Source organism: Rhodococcus sp. 21391 (assembly GCF_016772255.1).
In the GTDB taxonomy this organism is placed as follows: Bacteria; Actinomycetota; Actinomycetes; order Mycobacteriales; family Mycobacteriaceae; genus Rhodococcus_F; species Rhodococcus_F opacus.
Window position 1 is genome coordinate 2,535,075 of record NZ_CP063781.1, and the last position, 24,146, is coordinate 2,559,220.

Consider the following 24,146-nt stretch of genomic DNA (forward strand, 5'->3'; position numbering starts at 1 on the left):
TATTGGTAGGTGCGGTTGTTACGCATCGACGACAAGCCGGTAAACGCTGCTCGAGACCGTCGAGATCGACCCCGAACGGGCCGACCCGAGCTCGCGCCGGACTACAACGTCGCGCGGTGCGGGGGCGGACCTCGCAGTCCCGGCATCTGCGCGACATGCGTCGGGCTTCCGGGTGTGGGCGGTGGAGAGCCTCAACGCCTCAAGGGTGGGGGAGCGGTGTCGCGTCTCGGGTGTCGAGTATGGCAGTCATCACTGCGATTTCATTGCTCTGGTCACGGATCATCCCGCGTGCGATGCGGCGGATCGGTTCGGATGCAACTGCGTGGGTGGCTGCCTCGGCCATGTCGACTCCCCCCTGATGGTGCCGAATCATGAGCTGCAGAAACAGTGTCTCGGCATCTGCTCCGCGCAGGCCGGCGAGCCGGGTGATCTCGCTGGTACTCGCTGCCCCCGGCATGGGCGCGCCGCCGTGGTCAGTCATGGCGTGATCCGATCCGTGCATCCACTGCATCGGTTGCGGTGTAGTGAACGGTTCGTCGAAGAGGGTGAGCCAACCGCGCATCGTCGTGATCTCGGAGGTCTGTGCGACGACGATCTGATCGGCGATGACCCGGGTCTGCGGATCGACGTCCTGCGACAATGTCTGGGCGATCAGCACGGCCTGCTCGTGGTGCACCGACATGTCCTGTGCGAAGCCGATGTCCGCTGATGACAGTTGCACCGTGTCGGGGTTGGTGTCGCGTTCCGATTCGAACCACATTCCGGCGGCGACCCCGGCGACGCCAAGCACGATGGCGCACAGCAACAGGACGAGGGGACCGCGGAACGACGAAGACTTGGTGTCACTGACCATAAGTCGAAGCCTGATTCGCCGGTGGTTGATAGACGGTGTCGTCAAGTTGCAACGCCATGAAGCCGTTGTCGCTGCACGAGGTCCAGATCTGGTTGCCGTGGAACTCCGGAGGTGAGAAGCACCAGTCCGCCGACAGGTCGCCGAACGCCACCATTCCGGCGCGCGGGCCGAACGCGACCCGCGGATCCGTCTTGCCCTCGAAGACGGCGCGGGCGAGCGGAACGAAGTTGAAGAGTGAGACACCGATCAGCGAGGACAATGCGTGTGGAGAGTTGGTGAGCTGAACGTTCTTCCCGGTCTGTGCCGGCGGGTTGTAGTAGGCGATCTCACTGATGCGGTTCAGATCACGGATATCGAACACGCGGATCCCGGACGACTCCCAGGAGCACGCGAGTGCGGTCGGGTCGGCTGGACGGTCGACCACGCAGTAGTGCGGATCGTAGGAGAACACCGAGCCGCCTTGCGACGACCGAAGGTTCGCGGCGGTATTGGCCGGAAGTTGGATCTCGAGCTTGATCTTCTGCACGATTTCGGCGTGCGCCGGGTCGGCGACATCGAAGACCTTGATTCCACCGCCGCCGGTTTCGTCGACGGTGAAGATGTAAGGCTTGTCCCCATAGGTGACCGGGATGCTGTGTTGATTGAAGAAGCCGTCGGTCCACAGGTAGGTGGCGATCTGCGGGACGGTGGGATATGGGTCGCCCCGTTGCACCGCGCTGATGTCGAGGACTGTGATCCCACCGAGATTCGACAGGTACATCCGGTTCCCGTCGGGGGTGATGCCGAAGCCGTGCCCGCCGAGTCCGTGTAATCCCTGCCAGATGATCCGCGGCTCGGCGGGGTTACTGATGTCGATGGCGGTGAGGAAACCCGGTGCGGGGCCGGACACCCAGTAGGTGTTGCCGTCCGGCGAGAAGCCGCCCTCATGGGAGATGAACGGCAGCGGCATCGTGACGTTGCTACCGGCACCACGATTGAGCAATCGGGGGTGGGCGCAGTCGGAAATGTCGTAGACGGAGAAATAGCCGGTGCCGGCAGCGATCGGCACCGCCGTGGCCGCGAGCAACTTGCGTGCCTTGTTGACCTTCAGACTTTCCCAGGTTCCGCCCAGCATCGCGGGTTCGTTCAGGGTCGTGGACAACACCGGCTGCGCAGGGTTCGACACGTCGAGCACCTGTACGCCCGGCGTTGTGGGGTTGAGCAGGTTCCCGGGGAAGAACGTGCTGGTGTAGGAGCAGTGGTCGTAGGTCACCGACAGCAGGCCACCACCGCGATCCTGTAAGCCTCCGACCAGCGACATATTGCATCGATAGCCCTGGGTGCTTCGGCCGTTGTTTCGGTCCGCGGCTGGAACGTCGCCCTGCATGCCCGTTTCGGGCAGCGAGCCGGGGCCGCAGTTCGCCCTCGGAACGGCCGTCGAGCCGATGTCGTCGAAGAAGAACGTCTCGGCTGACGCGACGGCAGGCACGGGGCTCGTCGCGACCCCGAGGACAACCGATACCGTCAGGGCCGCGGTCGCCACACCTCGCCGGGCACTTCCTGGCCGCGTCCGCGCGATCCGCATCGAGATCTCCCCCCCTGCAGTGTGGTCTCAATCACGGGAAGGCTAGCAACGCGTACTCGAGTTCACATACAAATCGGCCAACTCCGCAGAACTGCCAGACGGCACGTGAAAGGTATGGCGAGATTCGACGCGTCGGTCGGATCCCTACACTGTCACTCGTGCGAATCGCGACCTTCAACGTCAACGGGATCCGCGCAGCGCAGCGGCGCGGCTTCGAGGACTGGCTGGGCGACCGCGGCCCCGATGTGGTCGCGCTTCAGGAGGTGCGGGCTCGTGCCGAGTCCATCCCGCCGGGGGTGTTCGGCGACTACCACCTCACGTACGACGAGGGGGACGTCGCGGGCCGCAACGGTGTCGCGGTCCTGACCCGGCAGGCGCCCGTCGCAGTTCGGACGTGGAGCGGTACGGCGCTGATGCGGGCGCCAGGTGAAATGCACACCGACAGCGTCGAACTGGATCCGGAGCCGTTGGCCCGGGGGCTGGGAGAGTTCGCGAACCAGGGTCGGTACGTCGAGGTCGACCTCGCCGAGGCGCCGATCACCGTGGCATCGATGTACCTGCCGAAGGGTGGCCTTCCGGCCCACCTCCAGAAGCCCGGGCGGATGCGGGAAGCGCCCGACGGCGGAGCCCGCTACGACCGCAAGATGCGCTTCCTCTCCGCGTTTGCGCGACAGCTGACCCGCTCGCGGCGCACGGCGCGCGCACGCGGCAGGGAACTTCTGCTGATGGGTGACCTCAACATCGCGCACACCCGTTCCGACGTACGGAACTGGCGGCGTAGCAACCAGGTCGAGGGGTTTCTGCCGGAGGAGCGTGAGTGGTTCGACTCCATCCTGTCGCCGCGCACCCTCGTCGACGTCGTCCGGCGACAGCATCCGGGCGTCGAGGGTCCGTACTCGTGGTGGTCGTGGCTGGGGCAGTCATTCGTGAACGACATCGGCTGGCGCATCGATTACCACCTCGCGACGCCGCAATTGGCACGAGCGGCGGTCACGGCCGGCACCGACCGTGATCCGGCGGCCGACCGCCGGATGAGCGATCACGCTCCGGTCGTCGTGGACTACGACTTCTGAGCGGTCCGGACGCCTGTGTGGCGTGGACAGCCCGAGGCTCAGGTGGTCAGTTTCATGGACAGGAAGGCCAAGGTCGCCCCGAACTCCCGGATCTCGCTGGGCTGATCCGGCCGGCATGCCCATTCGATCAGGTCTCGATCGGCCACCAGCTCGGCCGCGCGACGGCGGGACTCTTCGGGGTCGGGCGGTGCTGCCCGGAGCGCATCACCCAACCGGCTCAGGGGTTCGACGAGAGGAAGGAGCTCGGAGGGAGGGCGGTTCTGAGGCGTGAAAACCCGCTGAGCACTCTTGATCACCGTCATTGCCGCGAGCCACGAAACCTCCCAAGTACCGTCCTGGTCATTCGGTGGTTGCATAGCGCCAGCGTAGACATCGAGCGTCGAGTGTCGCGGGTGATCGGTCTACGGCTGTGCGACCACGGTGTTCCCGTTGTCGTCGGTGCAGTTGATCGTGTAGCCGATCTCCGCGGATCCCGGGTCTCCCGCGAGGCGGCATTCCCACCCGTCGAAGCTGTACACCGGTTCGTTCTTGTCCGGTGCGGCGAAATACTTCGTGAGCATCGCGTGCGCCTCGTCGCAGCGGAGTGTTCCCTTCACGATGACCACGGTCGCAGGCTTTCCCGTCTCCGGATAGGCAACGGGGCCACACTGATTCGATCCGCGCGCCTGCTGGGGAAGCGGGGCCGCCGTGGGCGCGATCTGTGCCGGGCTCGCGCTGGGGAGGCTCACGGGTATCGGGGTGAACTCGAACTTGTAGCCGCTGGTGGAGATGGTGAACCCCTTGTCCGTTGCATCCTCCCTGCAGGAGACGCCGGAGAACTGCACATTGCAACTGAATCCGTCGATCGCCAGCGTGGTGTCGTAGGGGAGGACCTTGGCGTTGGCGGGAAAGACCGTCTGGTTCCAGTTCTGGAAGCTCGGCTCCTTCCCCGCCTCGACCGCGATGAGGTTCGCCTCGGCCGGCGGGCCTCCGTCCGGCGAGGCGATCTGCGGAGCCCCCGGGACTCCCAATGGCCCCGCAGTGGGATGAGACGCACATCCGGCAACATTCCTGGTGGGAATGATCGCGCACTGCCATTTCCCTGACGGTGTGACGAACCCGTAGGCATCGGTTTCCGGGTCGCTGGAGGCGTACACCTTCGCATCGACACCGTTGACGGGTGCCTCCGCGGCCGGCGCCTCGTCGGAGGCACTCGGCGCGGCCGATTCGGTGCCCTCGGTCGACGATGCGTCCTGGGTGCAGGCCGCAAGAAACAGGGTCGACGCACCGGCGATCGATGCCAGTGCCACCGCGGGCCGAAGTCGAATCCTGGTCATGAACCACACCCCTTTCTCTTCAGTCTGCTGGACCGATCGGATGAGATGTTCCCACGAATGCCGGTGTGCCGCGTGGCATCGATCGATCCGCGCCGAACAACTGCAGGCGACAGGGGCCGAAGGTGTCGAGACGGCCCACCCAGGTGTCGCATTACCCCACCCTGTGGTGATGGTGCCGAATCGGGATCCCCACGAGGATCGATCCCGTGTTCCTCGAACTGTCCGGACTCGCGGGCGGCACCCGGTGAGTCTTCGCGCGCAGTGTGCGACCGCCCTGGTGACCGCCGTACTGGCGGTCGCGGTGGCGGCCGGCCTGGTCGCCAGAAGCGACCGGCCGCACGACAACCTGGGGTGGCTGCTGGTTGCCACCGGGCTGCTGTGGCTGGTGAAGGGCTTTCGGCTGTCGACGGTTCCGGCCCTGTTCACGGTCGGCGCCGCGCTGACCAACATGTACATTGCGGTGCTGATCCAACTCGTGTTCAGGTTTCCCTGGGGGCGGTGGCGCCACCGGTGGGAGCGGTGGTTCGTCGACGGAAGCTACGCGTACTACGCCGTCGCCGTCGTGTCCGAGCTTGCGTTCCTCGACACCCACCGCATCAGCCCGGCCCATCCACCGTCGTTGAATCTGCTCCTGGTGCGTGACGACCCGAGGGTCTTCGCGGCGCTGCAAGTGATGTTCGGTGCAGTGGGGATCGCCCTCGGGGTGGTCCTGATCGGCGTGGTGATCGCCCGATGGAGGTCGGGTTCACCGGCCTACCGGGCCGCCGTGGCGCCGCTGTGGATCGCCGCTCTGCGCTACCGCGTCGCCCGAGCCGCAGTGCGCAACCTCGATGATCGAGATCGGCACCGCCCCGCTCGGTGATCGCTTCATCGACGCGGTGCGCGCGGCACTGCGCGACCCGGACCTGGCGTTGTGGTCGTTCTCCCGCGCGGACGACGGATATTTGGACGCGCAAGGGCGTCCCCAGGTTCTGCCACCCAGGAACGATCCCCGCGAGGCGACCGCCCTCATCCGCGACGGCGTCCTGGTGGGGGCGGTGGTGTACGACCCTGCGGTCGCCGACCAGCCGAGGCTGCTGGCGGCCGTGCGGGCCGCCACCACTCTGGCGCTGGACAATCAGCGACTGCAAGGTGAACTGCGAGGCGCAGTTTGCCGATTCGACAAGGTTGCGCAACGCGCAGTCGACGCCGGGTTCCGAACGCCCCCGTTGCCTGAGCTCGAGGAGATGGCGGACGGACGCAATGCGGCAACGCTCGATCCGCAGTACACATTGGTCGGGGCACCCTGATCACCCACTCATGGCAACGCGGCGACGACCAGCTCGTGCCCTCCGCGGCACGACCAGGGAGACGACCCGACCAACAGAACGAAGCGCGCCCCACCCAGCAAATTCCGAACCTCCGCAACAGCCAGCGCTTCTGACCGCAACACAGCCCGACGTTGCGTTGCAGCCAGATGAGGTTGGCAACGCAACGCCTGGTTGCGGAAACGCAACGCCGACCAGTACGAGGTTTGGCAACGCGGGCACCGATTCGGATGCAACAGGCAATCGGACGTGTGGACCCGCAATGCGGATGCAACACCATCACAACGTCGGCGATCATCTGCGCATCGCAGGTGGTCGGGCGCCGCGTTGCATGCTGGACACCGGTGACTCATACAGTTCACTCGGAAGAGAGTGGATGAGGGAGCGGTTGTGGAGTGGTTCGTGTCGTTTTGGGATCTGGAGATGCAGCGGACATCGGTGCGCGCGGGGGAGGCGTCCGATCGCGATGACGCCATGGCTCGGGTCATCGCCGCTGGGCGCGACCTGGCGTGCCGTGACGACGGATCGGTGGTCAATAAGACTGCCCACATCCGGATCGGAACCGAGCTGGCGGTGGTGACCGGGTTCGACAATCCACGCCTGGACGACGAAAACCTGCGCTGCCGTATCGAGGCGGCCATCGCCGCGAAGGAACACCACGCCCGCACGATGTGGCAACGTGTATCCGTCGAGCTGCCTCTCGCCGCAGGCGCACATACCCCGCCACTCGATCCCGACGCGGGCGAGTAGATGGGTGGTGATCGATCCCGACGGGTAACCGGGATCGATCGCGCCACGAGAGTCGATTGCGGGTCTCGTCGAATGCCATCGCGGCCGCTCGAGTCGTTCGACGGTGCCGCGCACATATCATGTGTGTGTATCGACGCGGGTACGTTCAGTTGCTGAACGGTGGCTCTTCCGGCATGGGGGAGAGCATGCACGATTTCATCACGGTGACATAAGTGCCCGAGCCTGGGGAGGTTGTCGATTTTTCTCCGGCGACCCGGATGGCCGGCCCGGATCACCATCACGTGCGCCGAAAGGTTCCACGATCGTCACTGCGAAGCGAGGATAGCTACGCTAGCTGGCATTGCGGTTGGCTGCTCGTTCGACGTTTCGTTTGAGTACGGCCAACATCCGTGCCTGCATGATCCAGACCACCGGGGGAAAGAGCCAGTAGAAGACGAAACGCCCGAGCCAGCGAGGGCGGAAGACTTGATACCCGGCGATCACCAGACGGGTGCGCCCGCCGGGCAACTCGTTCAACAGGAAGCCCCAGAGTCCTTCGGTGTAGGCCGACGGCCGTGGCCGGTGGGGATCGAGAATGCGGCCTCGAAGATCGCTCAACCCGCGCAGTCCCAGGAACCGATTCGGTTCCAGCGCTGCGACCTCCCAGGCGTCCACGGGGCCGTGGCGGCGTGTCCAGTACTTCACGTAGTCGCCGAGGGCGAGGTCCTGCCACTCGGGGTGGACTCTTCGGGCACTGGGGCGACCGGCGTTGTCCAGGTGGTCCCAGGAGTACCATCCCCCACGATCGCCGCCCAGCTGTACCAGCCACGGCCAGACCTGATCCGGCGGGGCGTCGATCGTGACGGCCATCGCCCCGCCCCTTTCACCGTCGGGAACCAGGTCGGCACCGGGATACGGCCCCGCGACTTCCTCCTCCGTTGCGCCCCAGCGCACGAGCCGAGGGCGTACCCAGGCTGCGTAGAGGACAGCTGCTGTCCCGGCGACACCGACGATCTTGCGTCCGAACGTCATACGACAAGCATTAGAGGCCTTGCACCGCCTCGCAAGGGACCAACGTCACGGGGTTGTGCGGCCCCCTCGGGGGCCCGCCCGCCGCCAGACAGGAAGTGGGGACACGAGCGGCGTAGATCGGTGCTGCTGGGGCGGGCGAGCGGCGGGAATCGCACGTGTCCGGGCATGCGGCACACAGTATTCCCACGACGGTGGTGTCCGGTCAGGGATCCGCTGACGTCACAGCGGCCGGGGCCGAGGATTCCGACACGTTCGGGACAATCACCCGCCGCCACGACGTTGAGAACCCGCAGGGTGCGGCTGTTCGGGTCAGGGCGCGAGGGCGAAGCCACTGCCGGTGGCTTTGGCGTGGTACATGGCCGCATCCGCGCGACGGATCAACGTCTGCCGGGTTTCCTGCGGTCCGGCGAGTGCGATGCCGACGCTGGCGGTGAACCGAAGTGGGCGCCCGGCGGAATCGGCCCCGACTTGCAGGTCGGTGATCCGGGTGGCGAGGGCGATGGCCTCCTCGACCGAGGCGGTGCCGGGGCACACGATGAGGAATTCGTCGCCACCGATCCGGGCCACCGTGTCGGCGGGCCGCACCACCGACCGCAGCTGTTCGGCCAACCGGATGAGGGCGTCATCCCCAACCGCGTGGCCGAGCCGGTCGTTGAGGCTCTTGAACTCGTCGACGTCGATCAGCAACGCCGCGACCCGGTGTTCGCTCCCTGCTGCCGCGTCCAGGGCGGCATCGATCTGCTGATGCACCAGGGCACGGTTCGGTAGCCCGGTCAGCTGATCGTGCAGGCTCTGATACCGCAGCGCCTCCTCGGCCTCGATGCGCCGGATCGCCGCCGTCAGCACCGCGGTCACCGAGCGCAGGAACATCACCTCCCGGTCGGAGTAGTCACGGGGGCGGGCACTGTGTGCGGTCAACACACCCCACACCGGCTCGGCACCGATGGGAACGCACACCCCGGACCGCAGCCCCCGGGCGTTCATGGCTTCGGTGGAGAACCGGCGCTCCCCGTACCGGTCGGGGCAGATGATGATCTCCTCGGTGGCGGCCGCGTAGCCGGGTTGGGACTCGGTACCGGGGGTGAGGGTGTCCGGGGCGGGTGGTTGACCGCGGTAGGCGAGTACCCGCAACACCCCGCCCGGCTTTTCGGCCCGGGCCACCGAGGCGCAGTTGACCCCCATCAACGCGGCGGCGGCGTCCGCCGCGGCGGCGAGCACGTGCTCGAGGTCGCCGTCGACGGCGAGCCCACTCAAGTCGGCGAGGGAGCGTTGTTCGCGGGCCCGATACGCGGCCGCCTCCAACGCGGTGTGCAGGCGCTGTTCGTGCTCCTGAGCGGTCCGCAGGTCCTGGGCGATGCAGGCGATCACCGTCGGACGGTCATCCGCACGCTCGACCACGAACGCCGACAGGGTCACCGGGATCGGTTCACCGGTCAGGAAGTTCCGAAACTCCGACCGCCCCTCCCACTGGCCCTGGTCGAGCAGGGCCGCTTCCATCTCGGGGGCCTGCACGAACCCGACATCGGTGAAGAATTCCGGGGCCCAGCGCGCGGCGACGGCGGCCTCGTCGGTCAGTCCCATCAGGTGCATTCCGGCGGGGTTGAGATGGAGCAGACGACCGGTGTCGTAGTCGGCGATGGCGACCAGGTTCTGGGCATGCTCGATCACCGACAGCAATATGCGGGCTTCCGCCGCATCCGGTTTCATCCCGGTCGTCCTTCCCCGGCGTCGATGACGGGCGCCTCCATTGTGTCGAGCAGTTCGGGTCGAGCCTTCGTAGTGCTTGTGATTCGAGTGAACACCGACGGGTTCGATCAGTCGATGGGCGATGCGCCCAGATCCTGGGTCATCCGGCTGGAGGATCGACTCCCCACGAGGGGTGCGTCCTGCGGAAGGAGCCTCTCCCGGGCGTGCAGTCGTCTCCAGTTTTGATCATCACCAACCACCCCCCTTGACAGGTTGCCTAGCCTTAAGCACCACACCCCCGAGCCGGATCGGCCAGATCGCGAACCTAGGCCAGCCAGTACCGGTTGCGCGTGATCGACGCGGAGCTGATCGCGTCGGTCGGCCACGAGATGCTCGACGTCACCATGCCGTATCTGAGTGCGTACCTGCGCGAGCACGCCGCAGCGCTGGGGCGACCGAGGCATTCCTGGTCTCCCGGTGGTGCATCGACGACGGTTGTCCGCATCGCCGATGCGGCCGGCGCACACGGATTCGAAGACGCCGGGGCATCTTCGCAGACAACGGCAACGGCGGTTTCGTCGGCCAGAACTCGGCGGTGGGCCTGCTGATTCCGCCGGCGACTCCGGTCGTGATTCGGGGCAGCGACGAGCCGAACCCGAGCGTTCTCCACCGCTGGGAGCCCCGCCGGCAGCCGATACCCCTCGGGCCGCGGCGGTGTGTCCGTCTCGTCGAGGACGGGATGTATGAGCGGGCCGTGGGAGCAGATTCCTCTGTTCGGACTGCCCGAGGCGACCCCGCCGACCTCTCCCGATTCCGCCGTTGCGGTGCAACACTCACCCGTTGCGGACGCAACAGAAGCCGACGATGCACCCCAGGAACTCGACGATGAAACAGCATCGGACTATGGCGCAACGGAGACCAGCGTTGCCGACGATGCCGCCGATCCGGTCGCAACGCCGACGCCGGTGTGGGAGACGTTGCCGGTGGGGGAGGACGCCGACGGGCACGCGCTGATCGTGACCGCCGCGGGAACGTACACACCGTCCGGTCGTGAGTTGACCGGTCCGGTCGATTCGGTGGAGAAGCTCGACAAACTGGTTCGCTGGGCTGCCTTGACGCCGTTGGGTGCTCCGCCGCAGGTGTGGATCGTGGGCCAGGGCGCGTGTGAGGCGTTGGGGTGGGTGATCGATCCGGGCAGCGAGGACGACTTCGACGACATGGAGGCGCTGCGCACGCGCGCCGCCGCCGACCTGACCGCGGTCCTGCAGGCGACGTTGACGCCGATGCTGAGCGCGGGGTGGGAATTGCGCGGCGATCCGGGGCATGTGGTGCACCTTTCCCGCAGCATCGGCAAGTTCACTTCGATGGTCGATGTGGTGATCGAGCCGTACGTGTGGACGTACTGGAACAAGGACTTCGGTTGGAACAACCGGGTCGGCGAGATGGGCATTCTCGGCTCACCCACCGCGGGAACGTATCTCCCCGACGACGACCTGCCGGCCGCGCGTGAGTTGGGTCGACGGTTGGCGTGGTCCGCGAAACACCTCGGGGTGCTCCCGGGGCCGACGCCGGCGCGCACCGGCGCTGCGATCGTCGACAAGATCAAGCGCGAACGCACCCGATCCGGCAAGGGCATTGTGGTGGCGACCGCCGGCCCGGTGCCACCGCTGGACGGCGCCCCGCGCGGAGACCTCGAACCCGCGGTCGGTTGGACCCGGGTCCCCGACGAACAGGACCTCGAGGGGACGAGCCGGTTGGTGTCCATCGACCAACGCGCCGCCTACCTGGCCTCGGCCGGGATGCTCGAATTCGGGTACGGGCAACCCCAACATCTGACCGGTCAGGCGGCGGCCGTGGCGGCGGTGGGGGACAAGGGTGCCCCGTTCGGGCTGTGGCGGATCACGTTGCCGCCCGGGCAGACGTTGTCGCTGCCCGAGAAACTCCCGTTGCCGCACCCCCACATGCTGGCGGACCAGCCGGTGCAGACGTGGGTCACCTCCGTGAGCCTCGACGGACTGTGCTCACCCGTGGCGGACGGAGGAATCGGCGCCGACCTCGACGACCTGGACATCACCGAGGCCTGGGTCTACCCGCAACAGTGTCGCGTTTTGGACAAGTGGGCGAAGATCCTGCGCGAGGCCCGCAAGGTCTCGGTGGACACCGACGACGAAGCGACGAAACGGTTCATCGGCTCCTGCTACAAGGGCTACATCGGGCGAATGGTCAACCCGGACATGTGGACCGCGAAGCAAATGCAACACCACCACCACCAACCGCTCTGGCGCGCGTCGATCATCGCGCACTGCCGGTGGCGCGGCCGCCGCGTCGCGATGCGGATCGCCCACGAACACAGCCGCTGGCCGATCCGCACCGTCACCGACTCCTGGGTGTACCTCCTTGCCGATGGCGAGGACATCGCCGACCCGAGCGAGGCGCTGGGGAAGATGTCGGTCGAGAAGGACGTGGTCCTCACCGACACACTCCTGTCCGCCTTCACGTCGGCCCAGGACGTGCACGACGTGAACCTCGCGATCAAGGCGGCCTTCGCCGACGACGAGCTCTCTGAGGGAGATCTCTGATGGCCCTGCATCTCCCGAAGCCGCGGACCACGAAGCCGGCACAGGAGGCGGTCGGCCTCGACGGCCTCGAGGTCTCCGTTGCCAACGCCGCGACCAGCGGTGTCGAAAAGTCCAAGCAGGTCAAAAGTGGGGGACTGGCCGGACTGACCAGCAAGGTCTCGGTCAAGCAGCTGCGGAAGGAGCTCGGAAACGAGGGCCTGCGTCAGGCGGCGATCGATGCCGGCCGCACACCCCCATCTGCGCGCACGTTGCGCCGGTGGGCGCAGCAGGGCCGCATCCCGCATGCTGACGTTCTCGAGCGTGCGCAGCGGCGTGCGGCGATCGAACGCCTCGGTGGCGTCGATGCCGTGGCGGCGAAGATCGGGCGGTCCCGCTCCGCAGTGTCCCGGTACCGGTCCGGTGAAACGAACGAGTTGCGTGCCGACGCCAGCAAGAAACTCAAGAACGTCAAGGCGCAGGACATCATGAAACGTGCCGGAGTGTTGCGGCCGGACGGAACCCCCAAAAGGGCGGTCATCCGGGTCAAGGGCGGTGTCATGGTCCGCAACGGCGCCGACGAGGGCTACGACTACCGGGTCCGCACCCTGGATTTCGCGAACTCGGACACACCGTTCACCAGTGAGGAGTCCCGCGAACTGGCCGCCGCGCTGGCGAATGACGATCACGCCCGGGTCGTCGCCCCGCTCGAGAGGCACGCCACCCTCGACTACCCGGAGAACAAGGGCTTCGACAAGTACAGCGACCAGTTCGGATTTCACTTCGACCACATCGACTCGGTCCACATCGACTGGATCTAAAACGCTGGGAACCATCCCCCACCAGCCCGCCGCGGCACGGGTCGGGTGGCCCGTGTCGCATCGCACGTGAAAACACCCGACTCCGGCCCATTCTCACCGGTCAGCGCCCCAAAAAAGGAGCGGGGGCACCCCGACACCCCGTTGAGGGGAAACACCGAAATGGGTGAAGGTAGGCATCAGTGTCCCTTCCGGTAATCGAGGTGCCAATGCCCGCCAGACGTTCGAGAACCCGTCGCACGGTCGCACTGATCGCCACTGCGACCGTCGTCGTCGGCGTCGCTCTTACCGCACCCCCGATCGCCAACGCCGCCCCGACCAACTGCGCGGCGACATTCAACCTGCTCATCCCCGGAACGTGGGAGACCAACGAGAACGCCGACCCGAACCAGCCCGTAGGCATGCTCGCCCCCGTCGCGGAGGCGATCAAGGCACAGAACGGTGCCCGCGCACAGACTTACACGCTGCCGTACATGGCGTCCGCGTTCGACAACGGCCACACCTACGCCGACAGCAAGACCGACGCGGTCAACAAGGCCACCGCCGTGCTGAAGTCCTGGGCCGACACATGCCGGGGCACGAAGATCACGATCACCGGATACTCCCAGGGTGCGGACGCTGCAGGCGATCTCGCGTCGGCGATCGGAAACGATCAAGGCCCGGTCGAGGCGGACCAGGTCCTCGGTGTGGCGTTGCTCGCCGACCCGGGTGCCGGCACGAAGGGTGCCGCGACGGTGGGGCCGAAGACCTCCGGGGAGGGGATCGCCGGTCCCCGGTCGCAGGGCATGGGCACACTGTCGGGGCGGGTCGCCTCGATCTGCGATCCGAAAGACCTGTATTGCTCGATCCGCAAGGGCACCAACCCGTTCCTCGGATCGCTCGGGTCGATCCTGTCGAAGACCCCCGGCAACACCGGCGCCGGTACCGATGGTGGTAACGCGGCGGTCGCCAACGCGCTGACCTCGGATTTCGCTGACGCTGACGCCGACCTGACCGGTCTCGGATCGAATGTCGACGCGCTCGGAAAGCAACTGCGCGGCACCGACCCCGGCGGGACGGTTGATATGAACGAGGTCGCCGACACCGCGACCTCGCTGAGCAAGACGCTCAGCTCACTCGCCGACCTGCTGCAGTCCGGGGCCGCGAACACCACCGCCACCGCGGGCCTGGCCGCAGCCCCAGTGGGCACACCGGAACACGCGGCCGCACAGGTCCTCACCACAGCCAGCCAAACCAATCTGGCCGGTGCACTCGACTCGGCGGCCACGATCGCGAACACCGCAGCCACACTCGCGAACAACGGCACCACCATCCTGCCCGCCACCGCACCCGAAATCTCTCAACTCGCGGGCACCGCCGCATCACTCGGTGACCAGATCGCACCCGTCGCCGCCACCCCGGCAGATGCTCTCTCCTCCGCCTCGAGTGTGCTGTCGGTCCTCAAACCGAAAGTCGTCGTCGACCAGGCCCTGAACGTCGTCACCGGCGTCACTGCCCTCGATATTCAGAAGATCCTGCACAACCTGATCGTGCTCCCGCAGAAGATCGCCGCCGGCGATGTCCGGGCCGCCCGCGATGCCGCACGAGAGCTGAACGTGCAGTTCGAGCCGCTGGTGAAGATGGTCGCCGGTGTCGACTTGAAGTGGGTCTCCCGGATCCTCGCGATCATCCCGGACCCGTCCGGATACACCCAGATCGCGGCGCTGGTCACCAGCATTCTCGGCAATGTCGATGTGATCAAGCTGGCCAACATCGCCGGTCAAGCCCAGGAAATTGCGTGGGCCGCCGCGGACAAACTCTTTCCCCCGCCCGGGGTGTTACCCGACCCGGTGGGTGCTGCGGCGCAGACGGCGGCGCTGATCCCGCTCGGCCTCGACCTCGCCTCGGTGGCCGCGAAAATGCTCACCGGCAAAGCCAGCAAGACCGACCCCGCGCTGCTCGGCAAGCAGGCCAATCCCGTGGGGAACGCGATCACCACGCCGACGCAGGCCCTCGACCTCGCAGGACTCGCCGGGTCGGTGTCGACGATGGCGCGCTCGCAGGGGGCCGAGGATCTCGCCCAGGTTGTCGGGGAGGGCCTGACCGCGGCCAGCTTCTTCGCCTCCGGGGCACACCAGAGCTACCAGAACCTGGTCGTCGACAACGCCGGCCGCAACGCCATCCAGTGGGTCTCGGATTGGCTGAACCTGCAGATCACCCGTGCCGTCTGACGATCCGACCGCGTCCTCGCCCGAATAGGAGCACCGGAAAATTGGCCGCTCGAGTACACCGCCCCACCTCCTGTTGGGTGACCTGCCCGCACTGCGACAAACGCACCTACTTCACACGCAAGGATGCCCGCGCCGCCCGCACCCATCACGAAAAGCGCCGCGGACTGTCGATCTACCCCTGCCCACACCACGAAAGGGGCGGCGACGGCTTCCACGTCGGGCTCCGGCCAGAGGGACTGGGCCGCGGCGCCATCGACCGCGACACGCTCGCCGATAGCCAGCGGACGGCACTCTCCGAAGGCAGGTTCGCAGCCGGGAGTGCGCGGTGACACTGATGAACGCCAAGGGCTCACCCACCACCCCGATCCCACTCGACCCCGGCGCCCGGATCCGCTTCGGCATCGAACCCCGCCGCCCCTACACCGTCCGCGCACTCTCGGAGCACTTCGTCATCTGCACCCGCCAACGCGACTTCGCCACCCAAGGTGAGTTCGTCTACACGGTTATCGACTGGCGGAACGGAATCCGCGGCCCGATCAACGTGATCGGGCACAGCGCGGACGTGAGCACCGATGAGCGGTGCCGCGACCTCCTTCACGACCTCGAAGCCGGCCGGTGGGAAATCAGCCACCGCAACCGCGTCCAGCTCGACCTTCTCGACAGGGGCGAGTGATGAGAGAGAACACGCCCGAGAGGGCCTATCGCGCCGCGCTAGTGCTGCATAATATACTGCAAGCGCAGTGGTGGTCTTGCCGCAGCCTGAGCTGCTGTTCGACCACCCGATACTGCCGATTAACCCACGATCACCGACCTGATAATTGTGTATGCCACGGATCGGGTCCCGGTCCTCGCGTGACTGTCCAACGGTCACCGTGAGGCGATGGTGCGCAACGTCAGTGGAGTTCGCTCGGTCCGATGCTCCGTAACACAGCGCCGATGGTGGCTACGGTGGTTTCGGTGCGCTGTCGTAGCAGGAGCTGGAGCGGGTCTGCTACGCCGAGCCAGGGGCTTGGCCGGCGACGTCCGGTTTCGCGGTCGAGCACCGCGCGTAGCCGACTTTAAGATCTTCTGGCGTCGGGAATCGGGGCCGGTTTCGCAGTATCGTCGGATGGACCGACATCTCACGTCGTTCGTTCTCCAGCGCGGCATACCGGAATTTTGGAGCGGACATCTATACCGAACGGGTCGCGGCCGATTCAAGCCACAGGTTCGCCGTGGAGCGCTGTCCTCGGGTGTTCCGGTAGAGCGGAAGGCCAAAGCGAACCCGGAAGCTGAGAACGGCGTACAGCCGGTTTTTGCTAGATGGCGCCTGCTGACTTAGCGCGGTGACACACTGATTGGTGACCGACGATGCAACTGCCAGCTCTGAACGCGGAGGAGTCAGCGATGCTGGAGGTAATCGAACGGGGTACTCGCAACGGGAGCGGTCCATCATTGATCTTCGTGCACGGCACGTGGCACGCAGCATGGTGTTGGGACGAGCACTTCCTCGACTTCTTCGCAAGCAAAGGCCACCACGCACTCGCGGTGAGCCTGCGCGGCCACGGCGGAAGTCCCAGCCCCAAGCCACTTCGCTGGGTGACGATCGCGGACTACGTCGACGACGTGGCCACGGTCGCCAACGAACTTCCATCGAGACCGGTGGTCATCGGCCACTCCATGGGCGGATTCATCGTGCAGAAATACTTGGAATCCCACAGTGCTCCGGCCGGCGTACTGCTGGGGTCCGCTCCTTCCGGTGGGATCTGGCGTTCGACGCTCAGAACGCTGCGGCGGCACCCACGCGCGCTCCTCGCAGAAACGCTCACACTCAGCCCGTACCGTCTCGTCGGCACCCTGGAACTGGCTCGCGACCATATGTTTTCAGCACAGATGCCCGAAGCCGATGTGGAGCGCTACTTCGCCCTATTGCAGGAAGACAGTCACCGGGCAATGCTCGACATGCTGGTCCTCAATCTGCCGAAACCGAAGCGGGTAACAGCACCGATGCTCGTGCTCGGCGCCGATCAGGACCATGCCTTCTCGCCAAAGGAGGTGCGAGCAACAGCGCGCGCCTACGGCACCGAGGCTGAGATCTTTCCGAACATGGCGCACCACATGCTGCTCGAACCGGGGTGGGAGAGGGTCGCCGAACGGATCGATGGCTGGCTCCGCCAGTTGCCGTCTGTGGCCCCGGAATCGCCCGAATGAAACGAGCGGGCGACTCTCGAGGCCGGTATAGCGATGGCCAAAACGGACCCTGGTGACCGCAGAAAGTCGTTGAGCCCGTTTTGCCTCCTCGGCGGGCTGGGTAGCATGCTGCCCTCGCGATTTCAGCGGCCTGTGTGGCCGCTTCGCTGGTAACGGCGCTCCTACCGTCAGCGATAGTTGATGCAGGTCGGGAGGGCCAGGAGTACGTCATTTACACCTTGGAGTGGACCATTAATCGATGACGCGGTCATTTGGTTCGCAACAGTGACATTGTCGGCATGGGCACCGGGACAGAACCCGCTGACGGTCTCGCACCAGTCGCGCACCCTGCGTGACGACGTGTACACCCACCGGCCCGATCCAAACCTTTCGTAAGGAGGCGTGTGATGGATTGGAACTACTTCATCCATCCCGATATCTACCAGTGGCTTGCCCCTTTCAATCCGTTCTTTCGTTGGCTGATTGAAATCGGGGTGTGGTGATGAGCGAGATACAGGTGGCCCTGGACACCGCCACCCGTGACGAACCGATGGGACGTGACGGATGTCGGGTCAAGGAACTCCCCAAACGCCGGCGCCCGGTAGCAGCGTGGTGGGGGTGCCCAGGTAGCCGGGCATACCGCCAGCTGTGAAGGCAGCGATCACCGTCCCGGATCCGGTCTGGGCGACCCCCGGGGCGTGCGATACGTAAAAGAGGTCCGCAGCGCCGCTCGCGCCGGTCGATAGGTTGCGCCAGTGGACGACAAGATCGCAGTAGGGGTATACGCCGCAGCGGAATCGAGTGATCCCCGGCTCGTCTGGGTCGGCACTGTCACGTTGTTGAACGCGGCAAACTGGGAGAATGTGGCGTGACCACCCCAATGCCATCGTACAAAGGCCACCGTTACCCGGTCGAGATCATCAACCACTGCGTGTGGTTGTATTTCCGGTTCCCGCTCAGCTTCCGTGAGGTCGAGGAGATGATGCTCGAACGCGGTGTCGCGGTCAGCTACGAGACGATCCGGCGGTGGTGCGCCAAGTTCGGGCAGGCCTACGCCAACCAGCTGCGCGGGCGGCGGGCCCGGCCCGGTGACAAATGGCACCTCGACGAGGTCTTCATCCGGATCAACGGCACCCAGCACTACCTGTGGCGGGCGGTCGACCAAGACGGCAACGTGCTCGACGTGCTGGTCCAGTCCCGCCGAGACGCGAAGGCAGCCAATAAGTTCTTCCGCAAGCTGCTCAAGGGGCTGCGGTACATGCCGCGGGTGATCATCACCGACAAGCTCGCCAGCTACCAGGTGGCGCACCGCGAGATGCTGGCCTCGGTCGAGCATCGCCGGTCGAAGTATTTGAACAATCGAGCCGAGAACTCGCATCAACCCACCAGGCAGCGAGAACATGCGATGAAGCACTTCAAATCACCCGGGCACGCGCAACGATTCCTGTCCGCCTTCTCGGGCATCTCACCGCATTTCCGGCCCAACCGGCACAGACTATCGGCGCCCGAATGGCGTACCGAGATGGCCGACCGTTTCGCGGTCTGGCGGGACGTCACAGCGACCGACTCCGCCGCCTGAAAAGTGGACGACCCGGCGGCTTACCGTAGCGTCATTCCCCAAATAAACTGCGCTGCTGTATTATTCAACTAACGTGACAGTGCCCGGACGACTCGGTTCGAGTACCCCAATACCCTGCGCCGGGGCCGGTCGCTCGAAGACACTGAACATACGCACCAGCAGCTGAACTCAGGCGAAACGAGGATCGATGCCTGCGATGGATACCGACAGCACCCCCGAGTCCGAGAACGAGCCGGACGCTCGGCCCGCGGCTGCTCCGGTGCCGACCCCGGGCACATCGGGATCGGCGCCGGCATCGACCGCGAGCCTGGAACACGACGTCCGCGTCGCGACCCGCACCGGCCGATACGCACTGGCCACCGCCTTGTGCGCGGCGATCGTGTCCAGCGTGGTCTCGGCCGGATCCGCTGTCTATGTCAGCAGAAACGAGCTGGCGAGAAAGGAGAGCGCCGCCGCAGCCGCGGAAGTGCGAGAGAACCGGCAGCGGGTCTACGCCGATCTCATGACAGGAGTGGCCGAGTATGTCGAAGGACTCGGGTTCCTCGAGGGAACGCTGACGAGGAATCTGCCGGATCGGGAGACTGTCCGGGCGGCCACCGATGACCTCACCGGTAGGGGAGGGGCGGCAATCAAGACCGTCAACATGGTCTTCCTGGTAGGGAGTATGCAGCTCGTGCCGACACTCGACGAGTTCATGCACCCGTACGACTCCTTCGTCCGAGTTCACTTGAATCCCTTTATTCTTCACAACTTCGGAGGCTCCGGCGACGTGACCGACCCCGACGGTCTACTGCGCGACGGCCCGGGCTTGGTCGACGAGATCGATCGGATGATGGCAGAGTCCGGGGAGTTCGTAGGAGACTTCCTCGTGCGGGCGCGAGAGGACCTCGGAACCGGCTGAACCATGACGTGCAACCGTCGATGCTTGGTCACGCGACGCGGCCGAGGTCCGTGCTTGATCAGTCCGCGGCTGGCTCGATTGGGGTGAACCGATTGACCTTCCGTTGGTAGTACGGTCACGCCGGTGATCGGCGCGCACCACACGGGTCATCGACGAGCTGGACCGCATCCTCGCCACAACCTGGGCAAGATCAGCGCCCTCGCCGAGTGACCGACGCCCTCCGCGCAACCCGGACCTCGTCGCCCGGGACGAATTGCGTTGTCACTGCGCAGATCGTGCGGTCAGCCCTCGGTGGGCCGGGGTGCGGGGGAGGCCGGGCCGCTTGGCGTCATCGTGTTCCGGCGGCGGTTCCACCGCGGGCTCGGGTTTCGGGGTAGCCACCGGCGCCCCGATCCGAGGTCGGGCCGTCATCCTCGACGGATGGGAGACCGGCACGGCGATCAGAGGAGGGGACGTGTCATCACCCGTGGTGAAAGCCGCATTCCGTAGTGGTCGGTGCGGTGGTCAGGAACGGGCGCACCTCGAGCCATTCGTGGATCGGTTTCCCACCCGCACCCGGGGCCGCGGACAGCTCGCCGGCCAGCTCGAGTGCCCGCTCGTGGGTCTCGACGTCGATCACCATCCAGCCGGCGATCGGGTCCTTGGTCTCCGCGAACGGGCCGTCGGTGACCGGCGGTCATCCCTCGCCGTCGTAGCGGACGAACGTGCCCTCCGGGGAGAGTGCCTGACTGTCGATGAACTCGCCGGTGCTTTCGAGCCGGGCGGCGAAGTCGTTCATGTACTGCACGTGGGCGGAGATCTCCGCCGGCGTCCACTGGTCCATCGGTACGTCGTTGACCGATGCGGGCGCGCCCCGGTAGTACTCGAGCAGCAGGTACTTGGCCACCGTGTTCTCCTTGGTGCGATACGGCCCAATTGTGGCCGTTTCACTCCGGGGACGAAGCCGCGCGAGGGTTCTCGACATCCCACGGCGACATTTCCTAGCTCCTTCGATGCGTTATCAGCCAGTCCTGGAACGGGAGAATGGCCTCAACCCCTTGGGCTAGAAGGGATCGAGGCCATCGTGTTCCGTACCGTAGGCGATCAACCGTCCTTGTTCGAGTCGGTGCTGCCGCAGGAGTTGCTCCGGCTCCCTGACGAGCTGGCTCGGATCGACGCGTTGCTGGGTGGTCCGGCGTTCTTCGCACCGTTCGCGGGCGTACTTCGACCCGCGGATCGGCCGTCCGTCGACGCCGATGGAGATCTACCTGCGGCTGATGTTCCTCAAATTCCGCTACCGACTCGGCTACGAGAGCCTGTGCCGCGAGGTGAGCGACTCGATCACCTGGCGGCGGTTCTGCCTGATCCCCTTGGACGGGTCGGTGGCGCACCCGACCACGTTGATGAAGCTGACGACCCGCTGTGGCCCGGCGGCGGTGGACGGGCTGAACGAGGCGCTGCTGGCCAAGGCCACCGAGGCCAAGGTGCTGCGCACCACCAAGTTGCGGGCCGACACCACCGTGGTGCCCAGCAATGTGTCCTACCCCACCGACTCCGGTTTGTTGGCCAAGGCAATCCGGCGGATCGCGGCCACCGGAAAGCGGATCCAGGCTGCCGGTGGAGCGACCCGTACCACGGTCCGGGACCGGTCCCGTGCGGCGGGTAAGCGGGCGCACTCGATCGGTTTCAAGCTGCGGTCGCGCAGCGCCGCCGGACGTGACGAGGCCCTGGCTGCGGTCCGGCGCACAACCTTCGGAGCTGGCCGACCTGGCCGAGACCGCCGCCACCGATGCCGAACGGCTGCTGACCAACGCGAAACAAGCGCTGCGCCGGGCACGCGCCAATACCACAGCCCGGAAGGCCCAGGGTGAGCACGACGCAGCCGCCGGCCGCCGGCGCGGACGCCTGGCCCGCGCCATCGACGACCTGGTCACCGCGACCCGGCAGATCACCGCGCAGACCCGTCAGCGGCTGGCTGGGCAGACCCCGGACGGAGCGACCCGGCGGGTCAGCCTGCACGACCCCGACGCCCGGCCCGTCGCCAAGGGACGGCTCGGTAAGCCCGTCGAGTTCGGCCACAACGCTCAGCTCGTCGAAGGCGACGACGGCGTGATCGTGGACCACAACGTCGAACGCGGCAACCCGGCCGACGCACCCCAACTGGCCCCTGCTGTGGATCGGGTCCGCACACGCGCCGGGCGCCCGGCACGCACGGTCACCGCCGACCGCGGCTACGGCGAGAAAACCGACGAAGAGGACCTCCGCGACCTCGGCGTGCGCAACGTCGTCATCCCTCGCAAGGGTAAACCCTCAGCTGGTCGGCGAGCCGAGGAACACCGCCCAGCGTTCCGGCGAACAATCAAGTGGCGCACCGGAGTCGAAGGCAGAATCAGCGCGCTCAAACGTGGATACGGCTGGGACCGCACCCGCATCGACAGCACCGAAGGCGCCAAGATCTGGGTCGGCCACGGAGTCCTGGCGCACAACCTGGTCAAGATCAGCACCCTGGCAGCGTGAAGGACGCGGATCGGGGGGGACTTGCGGCCAACCCAATCCCGACCGGCCGGGAACAGCCGAATCATGCTCACCGGGGCGCCTCGTTTCTCAGGTCGAAGAAGCTACGGTGACCACTGTTACAAATTCGAACACCTCACCTCGTACGCATTGGCTCACGCTTGTCCTGAAACGTGAAGTGCACAACACCCCCGTGTGTGCCAACTCGAAGGGCAATCACCATGAATGCAACCTCCGGTTCGGAGATCCGTGATGTCGACGCCATCGTCGTCGGTGCAGGCTTCGGCGGCATCTACATGCTCCACAAACTGCGCAACGACCTTGGCCTCAACGCGGTGTGTATCGACAAGGCGGCCGGTGTGGGCGGAACGTGGTTCTGGAACAAATATCCCGGCGCCCTGTCGGACTCGGAAAGTTTTGTCTACCAGTACTCGTTCGATCGTGACCTGTACGTTGACACGAATTGGACCACCAAGTATGTGCGACAACCGCTCATCCTGGAGTACCTCAACGGCGTGGTCGACCGTTATGGGCTGCGCGAGCACTTCTTGCTCGAGACCGCCATGACCGGTGCGAACTTCGATGAAGCCAGCGGCACCTGGACCGTGCAGACCGACCGCGGCTTCGCGCTGCGCGGCCGATTCCTGATCAACGGTCTGGGTCTCCTGTCGGCCACCAACATGCCCGCCTTCCCCGGGATCGAGCGTTTCGAAGGCCAGGTTCTGCACACCGGCGCCTGGCCTGAGGACACCGATCTCACCGGAAAGCGCGTCGGTGTCATCGGCAACGGCTCCACCGGCTGCCAGGTAATCACCGCCACCGCGCCCGTCGCCGGGCACCTCACTTCGTTCCAGCGCACGCCGCAGTACTCCGTACCTGCCGGAAACCGCGAACTGCCCGCGGACAAACTGGCCTCATACAAGGAGAACTTCGAGTCCATCTGGGACCAGGTACACAATTCCAGTGTTGCCATGGGGTTTGTTGAGAGCCAGATCGAAACCTTCAGCGTCACCGAAGAAGAGCGCGAGCGTATCTTCGAGGAGGCGTGGCAGGAGGGTGGCGGCTTCCGCTTCATGTTCGAGACGTTCTGTGATATCGCCACCAATCCTGATGCCAACGAGGAAGCCGCGAAGTTCATCCGCCGGAAAATCTCCGAGATTGTCAAGGATCCCGAGACCGCGCGCAAGCTCACCCCGAACGATCTGTATGCACGCCGGCCGCTGTGTGACTCGGGCTACTACGAGGTCTTCAACCGGCCCAACGTCAGCATGGTGCACATCGGTGAGAACCCGATCGTCGAGATGACCGACAAGGGCGTCCTCACCGCCGATGGAACTCTGCACGAGCTCGATGTGCTGATCTGCGCCACCGGATTCGACGCGGTAGACGGCAACTACCGGCGCGTCGCCATCCATGGCCTCGCCGGGCAGTTGCTCGGCGACAGCTGGAAAGAGGGGCCGACCAGCTACCTGGGCATGGCTACCAGTGGATTTCCTAACATGTTCATGATCCTCGGGCCCAACGGTCCCTTCACCAATCAGCCGCCCTCCATCGAGACCCAGGTGGAGTGGATCGCGACGACCATCGGTGAGCTGGCCGGTAGTCCGGGGGAGTGGCTTGATGTGAAGGCCGACGTCGAGGACCGGTGGACCGAGACCTGCGCCGAAATCGCGGACCAGACGCTGTTCCCGAAAGCCGATTCGTGGATCTTCGGGGCCAATATCCCTGGCAAGAAGCGCACGGTGATGTTCTATCTCGGTGGCATTAAGGAGTATCGAGGCACCCTCGTCGGCGAAACCGCTGCCGGTTACCCCAACTTCATCCGCAAGTCCGCTGTGCTGAACCCGGCCTGACCCAGAGA

20 protein-coding genes and 3 pseudogenes are annotated in these 24,146 nt (G+C 65.8%); 16 read left to right on the forward strand and 7 right to left on the reverse strand.

Annotated elements, in window-relative coordinates; genetic code table 11:
• Positions 1 to 199: 199 nt before the first annotated feature.
• Together GO592_RS11870 and GO592_RS11875 are read right to left on the reverse strand one after the other, a co-directional pair.
• Positions 200 to 853 (reverse strand): DUF305 domain-containing protein, encoded by a 654-nt coding sequence (locus tag GO592_RS11870; RefSeq protein WP_202715151.1) that lies wholly within the window; start codon positions 851 to 853, stop codon positions 200 to 202.
• Positions 843 to 2,417 (reverse strand): LVIVD repeat-containing protein, encoded by a 1,575-nt coding sequence (locus tag GO592_RS11875; RefSeq protein WP_202715152.1) that lies wholly within the window; start codon positions 2,415 to 2,417, stop codon positions 843 to 845. Before GO592_RS11875 ends, GO592_RS11870 begins: the two co-directional genes overlap by 11 nt.
• A gap of 158 nt (positions 2,418 to 2,575) precedes the next feature.
• Here GO592_RS11875 and GO592_RS11880 point away from each other — a divergent pair, with 158 nt between their 5' ends.
• Entirely contained in the window at positions 2,576 to 3,490 is a 915-nt protein-coding gene (locus GO592_RS11880) for an exodeoxyribonuclease III (protein ID WP_172650819.1), read from the forward strand.
• Positions 3,491 to 3,528: 38 nt separating this feature from the next.
• Here GO592_RS11880 and GO592_RS11885 read toward each other — a convergent pair whose 3' ends face one another.
• Both GO592_RS11885 and GO592_RS11890 read right to left on the reverse strand, forming a co-directional pair.
• Positions 3,529 to 3,846: a hypothetical protein gene (locus GO592_RS11885; protein ID WP_202715153.1), complete on the reverse strand. Its 318-nt coding sequence runs from the start codon at positions 3,844 to 3,846 to the stop codon at positions 3,529 to 3,531.
• A 45-nt stretch (positions 3,847 to 3,891) separates the two neighbouring features.
• On the reverse strand, positions 3,892 to 4,806 hold the full coding sequence (locus GO592_RS11890; protein WP_043792718.1) for a hypothetical protein: 915 nt from the start codon (positions 4,804 to 4,806) through the stop codon (positions 3,892 to 3,894).
• Between the two features lie 277 nt (positions 4,807 to 5,083).
• Here GO592_RS11890 and GO592_RS44305 point away from each other — a divergent pair, with 277 nt between their 5' ends.
• The 3 genes and pseudogenes from GO592_RS44305 (at position 5,084) to GO592_RS11905 (ending at position 6,863) form a co-directional block, all read left to right on the forward strand.
• Positions 5,084 to 5,668 (forward strand): hypothetical protein, encoded by a 585-nt coding sequence (locus GO592_RS44305; protein WP_237737206.1) that lies wholly within the window; start codon positions 5,084 to 5,086, stop codon positions 5,666 to 5,668.
• Between the two features lie 283 nt (positions 5,669 to 5,951).
• A pseudogene (locus GO592_RS11900) lies at positions 5,952 to 6,095 on the forward strand (DUF2637 domain-containing protein); the annotation flags it as partial.
• A 420-nt stretch (positions 6,096 to 6,515) separates the two neighbouring features.
• A complete protein-coding gene (locus tag GO592_RS11905) occupies positions 6,516 to 6,863 on the forward strand; it encodes a hypothetical protein (protein ID WP_237737207.1) in 348 nt (115 codons plus the stop codon).
• 330 nt (positions 6,864 to 7,193) lie between these two features.
• Here GO592_RS11905 and GO592_RS11910 read toward each other — a convergent pair whose 3' ends face one another.
• The gene (locus GO592_RS11910) at positions 7,194 to 7,874 is read right to left on the reverse strand and encodes a hypothetical protein (protein WP_202715155.1); all 681 of its coding nucleotides are present in this window, start codon (positions 7,872 to 7,874) and stop codon (positions 7,194 to 7,196) included.
• Positions 7,875 to 8,183: 309 nt separating this feature from the next.
• Positions 8,184 to 9,581, reverse strand: coding sequence for a diguanylate cyclase domain-containing protein (locus tag GO592_RS11915; RefSeq protein WP_007299272.1), 1,398 nt, complete (start codon positions 9,579 to 9,581; stop codon positions 8,184 to 8,186).
• 329 nt (positions 9,582 to 9,910) lie between these two features.
• Here GO592_RS11915 and GO592_RS11920 point away from each other — a divergent pair, with 329 nt between their 5' ends.
• From GO592_RS11920 to GO592_RS11965, 10 genes are all read left to right on the forward strand, one after another.
• Positions 9,911 to 10,168 (forward strand): hypothetical protein, encoded by a 258-nt coding sequence (locus GO592_RS11920; protein WP_007299273.1) that lies wholly within the window; start codon positions 9,911 to 9,913, stop codon positions 10,166 to 10,168.
• A gap of 135 nt (positions 10,169 to 10,303) precedes the next feature.
• Positions 10,304 to 12,139, forward strand: a complete 1,836-nt coding sequence (locus GO592_RS11925) for a hypothetical protein (protein WP_007299274.1) — start codon at positions 10,304 to 10,306, stop codon at positions 12,137 to 12,139.
• Entirely contained in the window at positions 12,139 to 12,936 is a 798-nt protein-coding gene (locus tag GO592_RS11930) for a hypothetical protein (RefSeq protein ID WP_007299275.1), read from the forward strand. The genes GO592_RS11925 and GO592_RS11930 overlap by 1 nt, the downstream gene beginning before the upstream one ends.
• 206 nt (positions 12,937 to 13,142) lie before the next feature.
• Positions 13,143 to 15,143, forward strand: a complete 2,001-nt coding sequence (locus GO592_RS11935) for a cutinase family protein (protein WP_007299276.1) — start codon at positions 13,143 to 13,145, stop codon at positions 15,141 to 15,143.
• 77 nt (positions 15,144 to 15,220) lie between these two features.
• Positions 15,221 to 15,472 carry a hypothetical protein gene (locus tag GO592_RS11940; protein ID WP_007299277.1) on the forward strand — a complete coding sequence of 84 codons (252 nt, stop codon included), beginning with the start codon at positions 15,221 to 15,223 and terminating at the stop codon, positions 15,470 to 15,472.
• Between the two features lie 5 nt (positions 15,473 to 15,477).
• The gene (locus GO592_RS11945; protein ID WP_237720529.1) at positions 15,478 to 15,816 is read left to right on the forward strand and encodes a hypothetical protein; all 339 of its coding nucleotides are present in this window, start codon (positions 15,478 to 15,480) and stop codon (positions 15,814 to 15,816) included.
• A 713-nt stretch (positions 15,817 to 16,529) separates the two neighbouring features.
• On the forward strand, positions 16,530 to 17,333 hold the full coding sequence (locus tag GO592_RS11950; protein ID WP_007299279.1) for an alpha/beta hydrolase: 804 nt from the start codon (positions 16,530 to 16,532) through the stop codon (positions 17,331 to 17,333).
• Positions 17,334 to 17,814: 481 nt separating this feature from the next.
• Positions 17,815 to 17,964, forward strand: coding sequence for a hypothetical protein (locus tag GO592_RS11955; RefSeq protein ID WP_202715156.1), 150 nt, complete (start codon positions 17,815 to 17,817; stop codon positions 17,962 to 17,964).
• Positions 17,965 to 18,192: 228 nt separating this feature from the next.
• On the forward strand, positions 18,193 to 18,891 hold the full coding sequence (locus tag GO592_RS11960; protein ID WP_007299280.1) for an IS6 family transposase: 699 nt from the start codon (positions 18,193 to 18,195) through the stop codon (positions 18,889 to 18,891).
• A gap of 388 nt (positions 18,892 to 19,279) precedes the next feature.
• Positions 19,280 to 19,792, forward strand: a complete 513-nt coding sequence (locus tag GO592_RS11965; RefSeq protein ID WP_172650812.1) for a hypothetical protein — start codon at positions 19,280 to 19,282, stop codon at positions 19,790 to 19,792.
• Between the two features lie 460 nt (positions 19,793 to 20,252).
• Here the strand turns inward: GO592_RS11965 and GO592_RS11970 are convergent.
• Positions 20,253 to 20,678: pseudogene (locus GO592_RS11970) on the reverse strand (YciI family protein).
• A 177-nt stretch (positions 20,679 to 20,855) separates the two neighbouring features.
• On the opposite strand from GO592_RS11970, the pseudogene GO592_RS11975 reads away from it, so the two are divergent.
• A pseudogene (locus GO592_RS11975) lies at positions 20,856 to 22,288 on the forward strand (ISNCY family transposase).
• Between the two features lie 218 nt (positions 22,289 to 22,506).
• Positions 22,507 to 24,138, forward strand: a complete 1,632-nt coding sequence (locus GO592_RS11980) for a flavin-containing monooxygenase (protein WP_007299282.1) — start codon at positions 22,507 to 22,509, stop codon at positions 24,136 to 24,138.
• Positions 24,139 to 24,146: the final 8 nt, after the last annotated feature.